Source organism: Sphingobium sp. RC1 (assembly GCF_059738765.1).
This window is the reverse complement of record NZ_AP027309.1, coordinates 141,863-157,128: the sequence shown is the minus strand read 5'-3', so window position 1 is coordinate 157,128 and position 15,266 is coordinate 141,863. Positions and strand designations below refer to the sequence as shown.

The 15,266-nt window shown below is 63.5% G+C and carries 16 protein-coding genes; 13 read left to right on the top strand and 3 right to left on the bottom strand.

Translation table 11 applies throughout. The features are described from left to right. The first annotated feature begins 74 nt into the window (after window positions 1-74). On the top strand, window positions 75-737 hold the full coding sequence (locus AC6JBC_RS16995) for an OmpW/AlkL family protein (RefSeq protein ID WP_498026640.1): 663 nt from the start codon (window positions 75-77) through the stop codon (window positions 735-737). A 3-nt stretch (window positions 738-740) separates the two neighbouring features. Here the strand turns inward: AC6JBC_RS16995 and AC6JBC_RS16990 are convergent, their stop codons facing one another. Then, window positions 741-1,103, bottom strand: a complete 363-nt coding sequence (locus AC6JBC_RS16990; protein WP_498026639.1) for a hypothetical protein — start codon at window positions 1,101-1,103, stop codon at window positions 741-743. 118 nt (window positions 1,104-1,221) lie between these two features. Here AC6JBC_RS16990 and AC6JBC_RS16985 point away from each other — a divergent pair, with 118 nt between their 5' ends. Genes AC6JBC_RS16985 through fixJ form a run of 3 tightly spaced genes read left to right on the top strand, consistent with a single transcriptional unit; the run spans window position 1,222 to window position 3,821 of the window. Then, window positions 1,222-2,037: a universal stress protein gene (locus AC6JBC_RS16985; protein ID WP_498026638.1), complete on the top strand. Its 816-nt coding sequence runs from the start codon at window positions 1,222-1,224 to the stop codon at window positions 2,035-2,037. Window positions 2,038-2,057: 20 nt separating this feature from the next. Next, window positions 2,058-3,206, top strand: coding sequence for a sensor histidine kinase (locus tag AC6JBC_RS16980; RefSeq protein WP_498026637.1), 1,149 nt, complete (start codon window positions 2,058-2,060; stop codon window positions 3,204-3,206). A gap of 3 nt (window positions 3,207-3,209) precedes the next feature. Further along, window positions 3,210-3,821 (top strand): response regulator FixJ, encoded by a 612-nt coding sequence (gene fixJ / locus AC6JBC_RS16975; protein ID WP_498026636.1) that lies wholly within the window; start codon window positions 3,210-3,212, stop codon window positions 3,819-3,821. A gap of 44 nt (window positions 3,822-3,865) precedes the next feature. Here the strand turns inward: fixJ and AC6JBC_RS16970 are convergent, their stop codons facing one another. Beyond that, a complete protein-coding gene (locus AC6JBC_RS16970; RefSeq protein WP_498026635.1) occupies window positions 3,866-4,165 on the bottom strand; it encodes a GIY-YIG nuclease family protein in 300 nt (99 codons plus the stop codon). A 113-nt stretch (window positions 4,166-4,278) separates the two neighbouring features. Here AC6JBC_RS16970 and AC6JBC_RS16965 point away from each other — a divergent pair, with 113 nt between their 5' ends. The 9 genes from AC6JBC_RS16965 to ccoS all read left to right on the top strand — a co-directional run bounded on the left by AC6JBC_RS16965 (window position 4,279) and on the right by ccoS (window position 13,120). Continuing rightward, the gene (locus AC6JBC_RS16965; protein WP_498026634.1) at window positions 4,279-5,046 is read left to right on the top strand and encodes a Crp/Fnr family transcriptional regulator; all 768 of its coding nucleotides are present in this window, start codon (window positions 4,279-4,281) and stop codon (window positions 5,044-5,046) included. A 281-nt stretch (window positions 5,047-5,327) separates the two neighbouring features. Next, on the top strand, window positions 5,328-6,986 hold the full coding sequence (ccoN, locus tag AC6JBC_RS16960) for a cytochrome-c oxidase, cbb3-type subunit I (RefSeq protein WP_498026633.1): 1,659 nt from the start codon (window positions 5,328-5,330) through the stop codon (window positions 6,984-6,986). A 12-nt stretch (window positions 6,987-6,998) separates the two neighbouring features. Then, the gene (gene ccoO, locus AC6JBC_RS16955) at window positions 6,999-7,745 is read left to right on the top strand and encodes a cytochrome-c oxidase, cbb3-type subunit II (RefSeq protein WP_498026632.1); all 747 of its coding nucleotides are present in this window, start codon (window positions 6,999-7,001) and stop codon (window positions 7,743-7,745) included. Then, complete coding sequence (locus AC6JBC_RS16950) at window positions 7,742-7,912, top strand: cbb3-type cytochrome c oxidase subunit 3 (RefSeq protein WP_449469602.1); 171 nt, start codon at window positions 7,742-7,744, stop codon at window positions 7,910-7,912. Before ccoO ends, AC6JBC_RS16950 begins: the two co-directional genes overlap by 4 nt. Continuing rightward, window positions 7,905-8,825 (top strand): cytochrome-c oxidase, cbb3-type subunit III, encoded by a 921-nt coding sequence (gene ccoP, locus AC6JBC_RS16945; RefSeq protein WP_498026631.1) that lies wholly within the window; start codon window positions 7,905-7,907, stop codon window positions 8,823-8,825. Before AC6JBC_RS16950 ends, ccoP begins: the two co-directional genes overlap by 8 nt. A 147-nt stretch (window positions 8,826-8,972) precedes the next feature. Continuing rightward, entirely contained in the window at window positions 8,973-10,403 is a 1,431-nt protein-coding gene (gene ccoG, locus AC6JBC_RS16940) for a cytochrome c oxidase accessory protein CcoG (protein WP_498026630.1), read from the top strand. A gap of 1 nt (window position 10,404) precedes the next feature. Then, window positions 10,405-10,851, top strand: a complete 447-nt coding sequence (locus AC6JBC_RS16935) for a FixH family protein (RefSeq protein WP_498026629.1) — start codon at window positions 10,405-10,407, stop codon at window positions 10,849-10,851. After that, window positions 10,851-12,983, top strand: coding sequence for a heavy metal translocating P-type ATPase (locus AC6JBC_RS16930; protein ID WP_498026628.1), 2,133 nt, complete (start codon window positions 10,851-10,853; stop codon window positions 12,981-12,983). Before AC6JBC_RS16935 ends, AC6JBC_RS16930 begins: the two co-directional genes overlap by 1 nt. After that, complete coding sequence (gene ccoS, locus AC6JBC_RS16925) at window positions 12,980-13,120, top strand: cbb3-type cytochrome oxidase assembly protein CcoS (RefSeq protein ID WP_464789437.1); 141 nt, start codon at window positions 12,980-12,982, stop codon at window positions 13,118-13,120. Before AC6JBC_RS16930 ends, ccoS begins: the two co-directional genes overlap by 4 nt. Window positions 13,121-13,198: 78 nt before the next feature. On the opposite strand, the gene AC6JBC_RS16920 is transcribed toward ccoS, so the two are convergent. Continuing rightward, a complete protein-coding gene (locus AC6JBC_RS16920; protein ID WP_498026627.1) occupies window positions 13,199-15,142 on the bottom strand; it encodes a flavin-containing monooxygenase in 1,944 nt (647 codons plus the stop codon). Window positions 15,143-15,266 lie beyond the last annotated feature (124 nt).

Sequence of the window (15,266 nt, the reverse complement as noted above, 5' to 3'; positions counted from 1 at the left end):
GCGCCGGATCAATGCCGGGCGTGCGGCGCCGGGGCAAAGCCAAGTCACTGACAACAGGGACGGAGAACCCGGAAATGCACATCAAGACCATTTTACTCGGAGCGACGGCTGGTTGCGTCGCCATGTCCGCGCCCGCGCAGGCCGCGCAGGGCGACGTGCTGGTGCGGTTGCGCGCCATCATGGTTGCGCCAAATGAACGAAGCGGGAGTGTGCTGCCCGCCTTTCCGGGCGAAAAGGTGAAAGTCGATAACAGCGTGATGCCGGAGATCGACGTGACCTATATGGCGACCGACCATGTGGGCTTTGAGCTGATCGCCGCCACGACCAAGCACAGCGCCAGCGGGCGCACTGGAACGACCGGGGCGATCGGCCGTTTGGCATCCACCTGGGTGCTGCCGCCGACGCTGACGGCGCAATATCATTTCCTGCCCGAAGCCAAGGTCCGTCCCTATGTCGGAGCGGGCGTCAACTACACGCTGTTCTACAATGAAAGGGCGTCGAACGCGCTGGAAGGCGCGGTGGGCGCGACCAGGGTGCGCATGTCGGACAGCTTCGGATGGGCGGCGCAGGCCGGAGTTGATGTCGATTTGACGGACAGCATGTTCCTGAACCTGGATGTCAAATATATCGATATCGATACCACGGCCCGGCTGTCGACCGCGGCGGCGGGCGTGCAGAAGGTTCGCGTGCATCTCGATCCGCTGGTCTTTGGCGCGGGTGTGGGCGTAAAGTTCTGAACCCTATGCCGCGGCGAGCGCCTTCACCACGAAGGGCAGGCGCTCGCCATCCGGCTCCGTCAGCGTCAGATAGCTGCCGGGCTGAATCGCATGCGCGTCCAGGCGGAAGAGTTGCTCGTCATCCTCCTCACCCGGCTCATAGGATAGCGCCCAGCCGTTGGAAGTCCGTAGCAGCCAGCCATGGCGGTCTGGTTCATTCGGCCAGAAGCGCCGGACGGTGGCGAATTCGGGTTTATGCCGATATTCCTGCTCGTCGATCAGGCCGTTCTGGCCGAGCGGCAGGCGCATGACATAGCTGCGAGCTGCCGATCCGTTTGGAAAAGCAGGCGTGCGTGCGAGTTCGAGGCGTATCGTTGTCCATGTCATGCCACCCAGATCGGGTTTTCGGGGGATAAAGACTATAAGGACTATCCCGGATGGCGCCGGAGACCGTCAGATCCTAGCCAGCAAGGACAAGTTACGGTTCCTCGGCAGGAGATGTGAGATGAAATCGATACTGCTTCATATCCATGACGATCGAGGCGCGGAAAGCCGCCTGCAAGCAGCGTGCGACATCGCGCGCGCGACGGGGGCGCACATTCGTTGTGTTCAGGTGACGGAAATGCCCGACATGGTGGCCGCAGACATGTATGGCGGCGCGGCGCTGGCGCCTTCCATCATCAACGAGCTGCGTGAAATCGACGCGCGAATCAAGTCGCGCACCGACGAAAGGCTTCGCGCGGAAGGTGTGAGTTGGGATTGGCGGCAATTCGATGGCGATATTCTTCATGGTCTACTCGCCGCCTCGACATTGACCGATGTCATCATCGTGACCCTGCCTGAAGGGCCGCGCAGAGTACTCACCGACCCACCGCCGATCGCCGCCGAACTGGCCCTGTCAGGGCCGGTGCCCGTGATGGCGGTCCCGCAATCGGCGAAATCGCTGATGGTGGCGGGGCGGGCGCTGGTCGCCTGGGATGGATCGCAGGAAGCATCGGCGGCGCTGCGGGGCGCGGTGCCGCTGCTGAAGCTCGCGCAGGATGTGCACATCGTGACTGTGGAGGAAGCGAGCAAAAATACCTTCCCCGCGACTGATGCCCCCGAATATCTTGCCCGCCATGGGATCAAAGCGGAAGTCCATAGCTGGCCACGGGACGGCCGAGCTGTGGAGGATGCTCTGATAGCTGCCGTCGAAGCGCTGAAGCCCGACTGGATGGTGATGGGCGCCTATGGTCACAGCCGGCTGCGCCAGTTCGTGTTCGGCGGCGTGACCCGAACGATGCTGCGCGAAGGACGCGTGCCTGTCTTGCTGGCGCATTGAAGACAGGGCATTGTAACCCGATGGCGGTGGCGGACGACGATGACACGGAAGGCTTGAGCGAGCGCGAGCATAGCCTGGAACAGGCGCTGCTGGGGTCGATCCTGGCGACGGTGCCCGACGCGCTGATCGTCATCGACATGGCGGGCCGCATCGTGTCGTTCAGCGCGGCGGCTCAGCGCATGTTCCAATATGCGGAAAGCGATGTACTGGGCGAGAATATCTCTATGCTGATGCCATCGCCGGACCGGGAACGGCATGACGGCTATATCAGCCATTATCTTGGCACGGGCGAAAAGCGGATCATCGGCATCGGCCGACTGACCAGCGCCCGGCGGCGGGACGGATCGACCTTTCCGATCGAATTGTCGGTAGGCGAGGTGCAGGACCGGGGGCAACGGCTGTTCACCGGCTTCATCCGCGACCTGACCGAACGGCAACAGGCCGAGCGGCGCGTGGCGGACCTTCAGGCGGAACTGTCGCACGCCAGCCGGGTGACGGCGATGGGGACGCTGGCGTCCGCGCTGGCGCATGAGCTGAACCAGCCGTTGACTGCGATCACCAACTATCTGGAGGCCGGACGCGACCTGCTGGATGCGGACGGGCCGGTGGATCGCGAAATGCTGCGCGAGGCGATGGACGAAAGCGCGCGGCAGGCTCTGCGCGCTGGAGAGATCATCCGGTCACTGCGCGAGTTCATCAAGCGTGGCGAGACGATGCGCCAGCCTGAATCGTTGCGCGGGCTGCTGGCGGAAGGCGCGGCGCTGGCGTTCATCGGCATGGACAGCCGGGGCATCGACATGGACATCAGCATCGACCGGCGCATCGACAAGGTGCTGGTCAATCGGGTGCAGTTGCAGCAGGTGATCATCAATTTGATCAAGAATGCGATGGAGGCGATGGCGAGCAGCCCCGCGCGTATCTTGCGCCTGTCCGCTGCCCCCGCCGAGGACGGACGGGTCGAAGTGATCGTTGCCGACAGCGGAACGGGTCTGGACCCGGACATGTCGCGTAAGCTCTTCACCCCTTTCACCACCACCAAAGCGTCAGGCATGGGCGTCGGTCTGTCGATCAGCCAGACCATCGTCGAAGGTCATGGCGGCCGCATCTGGGCACAGCCGTCGCAATGGGGCGGCACGGCCTTTCACTTCACCCTCGATCGCGCGGATTAAGGCATGAGCGAACCCTTCCCCATCTATGTCGTCGATGATGACGAGGCGATCCGCCGGTCGCTGTCCTTCCTGCTGAAAACCAGCGGCTATGCAGTGCGATTGTTTGAGGGGGGAACGGCTTTCCTGAAGGAGGCGGCCGGGCTGGAGTCGGGATGTGTGCTGCTGGACGTGCGCATGCCCGACATTGACGGGCTGGAGGTGCAGCGGGAACTGCGCGCGCGCGGCATCATGCTGCCGGTGGTGATCATGACGGGCCACGGCGACATCGACATGGCGGTCGCGGCGATGAAGGCGGGCGCGAGCGAGTTCATCGAAAAGCCGTTCGAGAAGGCAGCGCTGCTGGGATGTGTCGAGGCTGCGCGGCTGCTGTCGGCGGCCGATCGCGGGGCCGGAGCGCGGGCGGAGGATGCAAGGGCGCGGCTCAATGCGCTGACCGATCGGGAGCGCGATGTGCTGGACGGGTTGGTCGAGGGACTGCCCAACAAGACGATTGCCTTCGACCTCGGTATCAGCCCGCGCACAGTGGAGATACATCGCGCCAACCTGATGCAGAAGCTGGAGGTGAAGAGTCTGGCCGAAGCGTTGAGGATCGCGTTCCACGCGGGGGTGGGGTGAGGGTATAGCTGTCACCCCGGGCTTGACCCGGGGTCCCGCTACCTTCAGGCGAGCAGTTCGAACATGTCCCCCCAGTTCGGATTGGCGCGCTCGATAAGCGCGAATTTCCACTGACGTTGCCAGCGCTTCAGGCGCTTCTCATGCTCTATGCATGCCGAGATGTCGTCGCTCCGTTCGGCCCAAACCAGTCGGTACAAGCGATAGCGCGCGCAGAAATCGGACCCGGTGCCGGACTTATGTTGGTGGATGCGGGCAGAGAGGTCTGACGTCACGCCCACATACATCGTTCCGCGATATCGATCGCTCATGATGTAAACCCAACCGCCTTTTCGTGCGCGTTCCATAGTTTTGGCATTGAAGAAGCGGGACCCCGGGTCAAGCCCGGGGTGACGGAGGAGGGGATCGCTAGGGAGATTTACGGATAGGTCTGAAACCCGCATGGCGGCATGCAGCGGGCATGGATATGCAATTTGATCTGGCGCAAAAGGCGCCCGGCAATGCCGAAATGGCGGCGGTGATGACCCCGGCTGCCGGAGGCTGCGGCGCAGGATATTGCGATCGGTGCGAGGTGCGCGATCAGGCGATCTGCGCCGATCTCGACCCGCAGGAGCGCGCCGCGCTCAACCGGATCGGGCGGCGCGTGACGCTGCAAGCCGGGCAGACGGTGATGTGGGAGGGCGATGACAGCATGGTCGTCGCCAACGTAATCGAAGGCACGCTGAAGCTTGCGACATCCACCGGCGACGGGCGCGAGCAGATTGTGGGCGTGGTGTATGCATCCGATTTCATCGGGCGGCCCTTCGGCGCGCGCACGCCGCATAGCGTAACGGCGCTGACCGATGCGCGGCTTTGCCTCTACCCGCGCGGCGCTTTTGACGGCTTTGCGCGCCAGCATTCGCAGCTCGAGCATCGGCTGCTCCAGCGGACGCTGGACGACCTTGATCGGACGCGAGCCTGGATGTTGCTGCTGGGGCGAAAGAATGCGCGAGAGAAGGTCGCGTCCTTCCTGCTGGACATGAGCCGACGGCTGCGCGCGGACCCCGACGGCGTGATTGACCTACCTCTGTCGCGCCAGCAGATCGCGGACATACTGGGGCTGACCATAGAAACCGTCTCGCGTCAGATCAGCGACATGAAGCGACTGGGCGTGATCGCGCTGGCCGGGCGGCGCGGCGTTCGGATTTCCGATGCGGATCGGCTGGAGGCCATGGCCGAGGGCGAGTGATAGCGGGTTTCCGGTGTTCTGAGACTTTCCCCTCCCGCAGGCGGGAGGGGTTAGGGGTGGGCGCGAGCGAAGCGAGCTTCTCGGCTGGCCTCGGGAATCGGCATTGATGTTGCGCCACCCCACCCCCCGGCCCCCTCCCGCAGGCGGGAGGGGGATGAGTGGCGACAATCTGCCTAAGGACATTCCCCTACATACCCGCCGCGCTGCCTTTGCCAGAGGTCAGAGCATAGGGGCGGCGACCGGACGAGGGACGCTGCAAAGACCTTTCGCGGGGAAATCCGATGGATCGATTGTTATTGAAATCGGGCGGCTGGTTCGCGCTGGCGGTGGTCGCCTTGCTGGCGGCGCTGATGGCGGTGGACAGCGGCTTTGCCGTCCACATGGCCATCGCTTGCGCGGCGGCGCTGCTGATGGTGGTGGTGACGATTGGTGGCGCGGATTATGCCGCAATCGCTCGCGGACTGCTGAAGATGCCCGCCGATCAGGGGAAATATGATGACGATCCGATCCGCTGGGGCGTGATCGCGACCGTCTTCTGGGGACTGGCGGGGTTTCTGGCGGGGCTCTACATCGCCTTGCAGCTGGCCTTCCCCGCGCTGAACCTTGGCATTGAATATACCAGTTTCGGGCGGTTGCGACCACTGCACACGTCGGCGGTGATCTTCGCATTCGGCGGCAATGCTCTTATTGCGACGAGCTTTTATGTCGTGCAGCGCACTTGCCGGGCGCGGCTTGCCTTTCCCTCGCTCGCGCGGTTCGTATTCTGGGGATACCAGCTGTTCATCGTGCTGGCCGCCACCGGCTATGTCATGGGCATCACGGAGGCGCGCGAATATGCCGAGCCCGAATGGTATGTCGATATCTGGCTGACCATCGTCTGGGTCGCCTATCTGGTCGTCTTCGGCGGCACCATCCTGCGCCGCAGTGAACCGCATATCTATGTGGCGAACTGGTTTTACCTAAGCTTCATCCTGACGATCGCGATGCTGCACATCGTCAACAACCTGTCGGTGCCGGTGAGCTTTCTCGGTTCCAAGAGCTATAGCGCTTTTGCAGGCGTGCAGGATGCGCTGACGCAGTGGTGGTACGGGCATAATGCGGTCGGCTTCTTCCTGACCGCCGGTTTCCTCGCCATGATGTATTATTTCGTGCCCAAGCAGGCGGAACGGCCGGTCTATAGCTATCGCCTGTCGATCATCCACTTCTGGTCGCTGATCTTCCTCTATATTTGGGCAGGCCCGCACCATCTTCATTACACCGCGCTGCCCGACTGGGCGCAGACGCTGGGCATGGTCTTTTCGGTCATGCTGTGGATGCCGAGCTGGGGCGGGATGATCAACGGCCTCATGACATTGAACGGCGCCTGGGATCGCATCCGCACCGATCCGATCATCCGCATGATGGTGATGGCCTTGGCCTTCTACGGCATGAGCACCTTTGAAGGGCCGATGATGTCGGTGAAGGCGGTCAACAGCCTGTCGCACTATACCGAATGGACCATCGGCCATGTGCATAGCGGCGCGCTGGGCTGGAACGGGCTCATTACCTTCGCCTGCCTTTATTATCTGACGCCGCGCCTGTGGAAGCGTGAGCGGCTCTATTCGCTGCGGCTGGTGAACTGGCATTTATGGCTCGCGACGTTGGGCATCGTCCTCTACGCCTCGTCGATGTGGGTCGCGGGCATCATGCAGGGGCTGATGTGGCGCGAATATGGGAGCGACGGTTACCTCGTCTATGCTTTCTCCGAAGTCGTGAGCGCCATGTTCCCCATGTATGTGATCCGCGCTGCGGGCGGCCTCATGTACCTCGCCGGGGCGATCATCATGACCTGGAACATCGGCAAGACCATCGCGGGCAGCCCGCTGCGCGCCGAGAAGCCGATGAGTGATGCGGCCTATGATCCCGCGACGGATCGGCCGCTTGTCGCCCAGCCTGCTTAAGGACGCCAAGACATGACAAGCAAGACCAAGGGTAAGTTCTGGGACCATGGCAAGCTGGAGCGCAATGTTTCTCTGCTAGGCATCGCGTCGCTGATCGTAGTCGCCATCGGCGGCATCGTAGAAATCGCGCCGCTCTTCTGGATCGACAACACGATCGAGAAGGTGGATGGCATGCGCCCCTACACGCCGCTGGAGCTGGCGGGACGGAACATCTACATCCGAGAGGGCTGCTACAATTGCCACAGCCAGATGATCCGGCCGTTCCGTGACGAGACGGAACGCTATGGCCATTATAGCCTGGCGGCGGAGAGCATGTATGATCACCCGTTCCAATGGGGATCGAAGCGCACCGGGCCAGACCTGGCGCGCGTGGGCGGCAAATATTCGGATGAATGGCATGTCCAGCATCTGAAGGACCCGCGCGCCGTGGTGCCGGAGTCCATCATGCCGGGCTATGCCTTCCTCGCCGAGCGGGAATTGAAGCCTGCGGACATGCGCAAGGACCTGACCGCGCTGACCGACGTCGGCGTGCCTTACAGCAAGGATGACATCGCCAAGGCGAATGACGATCTGAAGGCGCAGGCCGATCCCGATGCGGACGCCAAGGACCTGATCAAACGCTATCCCAAGGCGCAGGCGCGCGATTTCGACGGCGATCCCGGCAAGGTGACGGAGATGGATGCGCTGGTCGCCTATCTCCAGATGCTGGGCACGCTGGTCGATGTGGAAAGCGCCAGGCCGCAGGAGGTCGAACGATGAGCTACGACGCCTTGCGGCATTTCGCCGACAGTTGGGGGCTGGTGTTCATGGGGGTGACCTATGCCGTCCTGATCGGCTGGCATTTCCGGCCCAAAGGGCGCGAGCGCAGTGCGCAGGCCGCGCGCGCCATTTTCGAGACTGAGCATGCGGAGGCCGATCATGGCTGATGACAAGCGCATCGACGCCGCCACCGGCACAGAGATCAAGCATCATGAGTGGGACGGCATCCAGGAACTGGATACGCCGCTGCCGCGATGGTGGCTGTGGACCTTCTACGCGACGATCCTGTTCGCGATCGGTTACGTGATCGCCTATCCCGCCCTGCCGATGATCGACCGGGCGACTGGCGGCGTGCTCGGCTGGTCGAGCCGTGGTGCGCTGGATAAGGAACTGGCCGTCCGCGAACAGCAGATTGCACCGGTTCGGCGGGCGATCGCCGACACCCCCATCGACGCGCTGCCGACGCGGCCGCAACTGATGCAGGCGGCGGTCGAGGGTGGGCGCGCTGCGTTTCGCGTGCATTGCGTGCAGTGCCATGGATCGGGCGCGGCGGGGTCGAAAGGCTATCCCAACCTGAATGATGACGACTGGTTGTGGGGTGGAAATCTGCCTGCGATCGAAAAGACCATCACCGATGGCGTCCGCAATCCCGATCATGCAGCGACCCGTCAGTCGCTGATGCCCGCTTTCGGCAAGGATCAGTTGCTCACCGCTGCGCAGATCGACGACGTGGTGGCGCATGTGCGCGTGATCAGCGGGCAGGGCCGCCCCAGCCCGGCGTCGCAGCGGGGAGGCAGGGTCTTTGCCGACAACTGCGCCGTCTGCCACGGACCTGCGGGGAAGGGGAACCGGGAGCTGGGTGCGCCGAACCTTACCGATGCGATCTGGCTCTATGGCGGCGACACGGACACTATCCATGAGACCGTCTGGAACAGCCGCCATGGTGTGATGCCCCGCTGGGACGACAAGCTGGACAAGGCGACGATCCGGATGTTGGCCGCCTATGTGCACAGCCTGGGCGGGGGTGAGGCAGTGCCCGTGAAGGTTGCGCCCAAGGTGCCGGGCAATGCCGCGCAATAACAACCGCCCCTTCTTCGTCACCCCGGACTTGATCCGGGGTCCCGCTACCCTTTGTCATGGGCGTGGGGAAGAAGCGGGATCCCGGGTCAAGCCCGGGATGACGGGAGTGTGTGAATGTAGCTTGTCCCCTCATACCGGGAGCAGCCGATGCTGATGGCGGACTCCCCCTCGCTCTACGAAAAGCGCAAGGGCGTCTATCCCAAGGCGGTGGACGGCTTTTATCGTCGCCTAAAATGGGCGATCATGGCGGTGACGCTCGCCATCTATTGGGGCACGCCATGGCTGCGCTGGGACCGGGGGCCTTATGCGCCGGACCAGGCCGTGCTGGTCGATCTGGCGCACCGTCGCTTCTACATGTTCTCGATCGAAATCTGGCCGCACGAATTCTACTATGTCGCCGGGCTGCTCATCATGGCGGGGATCGGCCTGTTCCTCGTCACTTCGGCGGTGGGGCGGGCGTGGTGCGGCTATGCCTGCCCGCAGACGGTGTGGACCGACCTTTATCAGCATGTCGAACGTTTCATCGACGGCGATCGCAATGCGCAATTGAAGCTGGCTAAAGCGCCATGGAGCGCAGCCAAGCTGGCGCGACGGCTCGCTAAATGGTCCGTCTGGCTGGCGATCGCCTTCATCACCGGCGGGGCATGGATTTTCTATTTCGCCGATGCGCCCACTTTGCAGCAGCAATTTTGGAGCGGCACGGCAGCGCCGGTCGCTTATGGGACGGTGGCAGTGCTGACCGCCACCACCTTCATCCTTGGCGGCTTCATGCGCGAGCAGGTGTGCATATACATGTGTCCATGGCCGCGCATCCAGACCGCGATGCTCGACGAGAAGTCGCTCGTCGTTACCTATAAGGACTGGCGCGGCGAAAAGCGTGGGAGCCTCAAAAAGGCGGAGGCGCATCCGGGCGAGTTTGGCGACTGCATCGACTGCAACCAGTGCGTCGCGGTCTGCCCGACCGGCATCGACATTCGTGAAGGGCCGCAGATCGGCTGCATCACCTGCGCGCTGTGCATCGACGCCTGCGACAAGGTCATGGAGCAGATCGGGCGGCCGCGTGGGCTGATCGATTATTGTACCGAGGACGACGCGGAGGCGGAGAAGAAAGGTACGGCGCCAAAACCGGTGCTGAAGACATTGCTGCGCCCGCGGACCATCGCCTATTTCGGTGTGTGGGCGAGCATTGGTGCGGCGATGCTGTTCACGCTGGGTGCGCGGACGCGGCTCGACATCAGTGCGCAGCAGGATCGCAACCCGATCTTCGTGCGCCTGTCGGACGGCGCGATCCGCAATGCTTATACGTTGAAGCTGCGGAATATGGAGACCCGGCCACGCGCCGTGGAGGTCAGCCTGACCGGCCTTCCTGGCGCGAAGATGTGGACCGACATCGGATCGCGCGACAAGGCCAGCGCCTCCGTACGCACCACCATCCCCGCCGACAGCGTAGCGAAGCTGCGCCTTTTCCTCGTCCTCCCGTCCGCTGGTCCGGCAAGGCAGGATTTCGCTTTCTTGATCCGCGCCACGGATCGCGAAGGCGGTGTCGGCAGCGAAGCCGCCCGATTTGAAAGGCCCTGACATGAAACAAGCCCGTTCCTTCACCGGCTGGCATATGACGGCGATACTTATCAGTTTTTTCGCGGTGGTGATCGCGGTCAACACGCTGATGGCGACGGTCGCCGTGCGTTCGTTCGGCGGAACGGTGGTGGAGAATAGCTATGTGGCCAGCCAGAAGTTCAACGGCTGGCTGGCGGAGGCCCGTGCGCAGGAAAAGCTGGGATGGCGCGACCGGGTGACGCTGGACCAGGCGTGCCATGTGCGGATGACGCTGAATGTGCGTGGTGCCTGGATGCGGGCGGTGGCGCAGCACCCGCTGGGGCAGATGCCCGACATTGTGCTGCAACTCCATGAAACCGCGCCCGGCCTTTATGTGAGCGACCGTGCGTTGCCCGGTGGCCGGTGGCGGCTGCGCTTCGACATTCGCCATGGCGGCGGAGAAGAACATCTGTTGCGGGAGATCGACTGATGGCCAGCCATCCCGCCCCGATTGGGGAAGCGCCGCTAGAGACAAAGGAGAGCCTGTTCGCAGTGCCCGGCATCCACTGCGCAGGGTGCATCTCGAAGATCGAGAATGGCCTGCCGCTGACGCCCGGCATCCTGTCGGCGCGAGTCAATATGAGCGCCAAGCGGGTCGCGATCAGCCATGATCCCGTACTGACGCCGCCCGAACTGAAGGCCGCAATCGTCGCGCTCGGGTTCGACGCCGAACCGCTCGCCGATCCGGGTCAGGATGTCGCGGCGGCCGAGAGCAGGGCGCTGGTGCGCGCGCTCGCCGTGGCGGGCTTCGCGGCGATGAACATCATGCTGCTGTCGGTGTCGATCTGGTCAGGCGCAGAAGGCGCGACGCGGACGATGTTCCACTGGCTGTCGGCGCTGATCGCTTTGCCGACCGTCGCTTATGCGGGCCAGCCCTTCTTCCGTTCCGCCTGGGCGGCGTTGCGGCAGGGGCGCACGAACATGGATGTGCCGATCAGCATCGGCGTGCTGCTGACCACGGCGATGAGCCTTTTCGAAACCATCAGTGGGGGGGAGCATGCCTGGTTCGATGGCGCCGTGATGCTGCTCTTCTTCCTGCTGGCGGGACGTTGCCTGGACAGCATGATGCGGGCGCGGGCACGGGCAGGCGTGGCGGCGTTGCTGAAACAGACGGCGCCGGGCGCGCTGGTGCTGGGCGAAGGTGGCCGCAGCAAGTGGACAGCGGCCAGTGCGCTGCGTCCCGGCATGCGCATGATCGTCGCGGCGGGCGAAAGGCTGGCCGCCGACGGTCGGGTCGTTGAAGGAGAAAGCGGCATCGACCTCGCTTTCCTGACCGGCGAAAGCGCGCCGGTACGTGTGAGGGCTGGCGATGCCGTTCAGGCCGGGGCGATGAATATCGAAGGGCCGATCACCGTCGAAGTGACGGCCGCCGGGGCCGACACGGTCATCGCCGACATCGCCCGGCTGATGGAGGAAGCGGGACAGGGGAAGTCCCGCTATGTCCGGATTGCCGACCGTGCCGCGCGCTATTATGCGCCCTGCGTCCATTTGCTCGCCGCGCTGTCCTTTGCCGGCTGGATGATTGCGGGCGCGGGGGCACATCAGGCACTGCTGATTGCGGTCGCCGTGCTGCTGATCACCTGTCCCTGCGCGCTCGGCCTTGCGGTCCCGGCGGCGCAGATCGTTGCATGCGGCGCGCTGATGCGGCGCGGTGTGCTGGTGAAGGACGGGTCGGCGCTGGAGCGGCTGGCGGAAGTGAGCGAGGCGCTGTTCGACAAGACCGGCACGCTGACGCTGGGCCGTCCGGTGCCGCAGGCGCTCGACCGGCTGGAGTGTGAGGATCAGTCGATCCTGCTGGCGCTGGCTAGGGTCTCTCGTCATCCATTGAGCGACGCGCTGCGGCAGGCGCTGGAGGCTCGGCAAGTCGCCCCCGCGTCCCTCGACCGTATCCGCGAAGTGCCGGGAGAGGGCGTCTTCGCAGATCATGATGGCGTAGCGGTGGCGCTGGCCCGGCCACGCAGCGTCGTCAGCCTGTTCGGCCTTGCGAGCGAATATCGGTTCGGCGAGCGTTCGGTGCTGCTGCACTTTTCCGACGCCCTGCGCCCGGATGCGGCCAAAACGCTGAGCGAGATGCGCTCGATGGGCCTCAAGACGCTGATTGCCAGCGGGGATCGTCCCGAGGCGTTGGAGGAGATTGCCCGCGCGACCGGCACGACGGCGATCGGCCATCTGCGTCCGGCGGATAAGCTGGCGCTGGTCGGGCGGTTACAGGCGCTCGGCGAGAAGGTGTTGATGGTGGGCGACGGGCTGAATGACGGCCCGGCTCTGGCCGCGGGTCATGCCAGCATGGCTCCGGCCTCTGCCAGCGATGCGAGCCAGTTGACGGCCGACGCTGTATTCCTGGGCGACAGGCTGGCGCCCGTGGCGATGGCTGTTCGCGCGTCACGCCGGACGATTGCCGTGGTGAAGCAGAATTTCGCGCTGGCCATCGGCTATAATGTGCTGGCGGTGCCGCTGGCGGTGGCGGGCAAGGTCACGCCGTTGGTCGCTGCGATCGCCATGTCGACATCGTCGCTGCTTGTGATCGCCAATGCATTGCGCTTGAAAGGAGCCGCGAAATGACCGGCCTTGGACTGTTGATCCCGATCGCCCTGTTCCTAGGCCTGCTGGGCCTCGCCGCCTTTTTCTGGGCGCTGCGGGATGGGCAGTTCGATGACAGCGAAGGCGCGGCAGTGCGGATACTGATCGACGAGGAATAGGGAATCGTCCGAAGGAATAATAGAAAAAGGAGGCCGGATCCGCTGGGATCTGGCCTCCTTTTTGCTGGTCTTTGACGGTCAGGAAATGACCATCGCCTCCGGATCAGGATTGCGCGTCCAGTTCCAGTACTCGGCTAGTTTGAACGGGCAGGACACATAGTTGCGGCCCTTGCTGTTCAGATAATAGCTTTTCGCCTTGGGGTGGGTCCAGACCATCTGCTTCATCTGCTCGTCGACCTTCTCATTCCAGTCGATATAGGCCTGTTCCGTCGGCTCGACCGCCTTGCCGCCAGCGGCGACGATCTTGTCGAGCGCTTCGACGATATAGTGAATCTGCGCTTCCAGAACCATGTTGACCCCGGCAGCATGATTGGGTGCGCTGTTCGGCCCGAGCGTCATGAAGAAGTTGGGATAGGCGGGAGCCATCACGCCCAGATAGGCGCGCGCCTCGTCCTTGCCCCATGCCGCCGCCAGATCGCAGCCGCCCCGGCCATAGACCTTGAGCGGGCCGAGTGCGGGGGCCAGTTCAAATCCGGTGGCGAGCGCGATCACATCGACTTCGTAGCGCTTGCCGCTTTTGGTGACGATCGCATTTTCCTCGACATGATCGATGGGGTCGGTTTCCAGCGTGACATTGGGCTTCAGCAAAGTGTCGAGCCAGCCGCCGTCGGCGTCCAGAACGATGCGCTTGCCAAAGATCGGATAGTCGGGAACGACCTTTTCAATAAGGTCGGGACGGCCCGCCAGCTTGCGATGGATATATTGCAGCGCATAGCTGCGCGCGCCGTCATTCTGGGCAGAGATCGAGACGTCCTGGTTGGGCCAGTTCGGGTCCCTCTTCACATTGCCATAGAGGCCGTCGCCGGTGAACCAGTAAACGCGGAAGCGGAACCATTCCTTGTAATGGGGAATGTTACGCAGCGCGAAGCGGATATTGTCGTTCACCGGTGCGGTGATTTCCGGGTTATTGAGCACCCAATGTTTCGACCGCTGGAAGATGACGAGGCTGGAAACCTTGTCAGCGATCGCGGGCGCGAGCTGGGCGGCGCTGGCGCCCGTGCCGATCACCGCCAGGCGCTTTCCGGTAAGATCCATGTCCGGGTCCCATCCGGCGGTGTGCATCTTGGTGCCCTTGAAGCTGTCCAGGCCGGGGATATTGGGGAAGGACCAGCGGTTTAGCACGCCGTGGGCGAGTAGCACCGCATTCACCACTTCCACCCGTTCCGCGCCGGTCTTCACATCCTGTAAGGTGACGTGCCAGTTGCTGTCCGCATCGCTCCAGCGGGCAGCGAGCACCTTCGTGCCGAACTGGACATGGTCGCGGATGCCATATTTGTCGGCGACGCCGGTCAGATAGCTGTGAATCTCCGGCCCCTTGGGGTGGTAGCTGCTCCAATCCGGGTTCAGTTCGAAGGAATAAGAATAGAAGTGGCTGGGCGTGTCGACGCCCACGCCGGGATAGCGGTTTTCCAGCCATGTGCCGCCAAGGTCAGGGTTCTTCTCGATGATCGTATAGTCATAGCCCGCCTCGCCGAGCTTGATCCCTGCGGCAATGCCCGTCATGCCGCCGCCGATCACCAGCACGCGGAAACCGGCGGACGGATGGATGCGGCCGGGCATGTCCTTGCGCGGCACGGTGCGTTCAAAGCCCATCTGGTCGTAAAGCACCGGCATGATCGTTGGATCGACATCCTCACCCACGCTGACGCCCATCATCCGGCGCAGCAGTTCAGGATCGATCGGGCGTTCCACCGGCGGCGTCGGGTTCGTCAGCAACGCGAAGAGACGGTCCCGCAGCTCCTGCGCCATTTCCTCCGGCACGTTCGAAGGCGCTTCTGCCGTGTAGATGCCGGTCAGGTAGGGCGCGAAACTGTCCAGATATTCGCGGTCCTGCGCATAGGTAGTGTAAACCATCAGCAGGCTAGGCAGGTTGGCGTCCTGCAACGCCCTGCGAAGTCCATCCCGGTCGGCGATGGGCAGGGGGCATGTGATCGCCGGATGTGGCTGGCTACGCGCGTTCATCTTCGCTCCTCTCTTGGTTGCGCGGAGGCAGAAATGCCGGTTCGCTCAAGAAGTGAGTATATACTTACTTGTCGCGAACACATTGACGTGCGTCAAAATCGGGCAGTGCATATGGCAGCGGCGG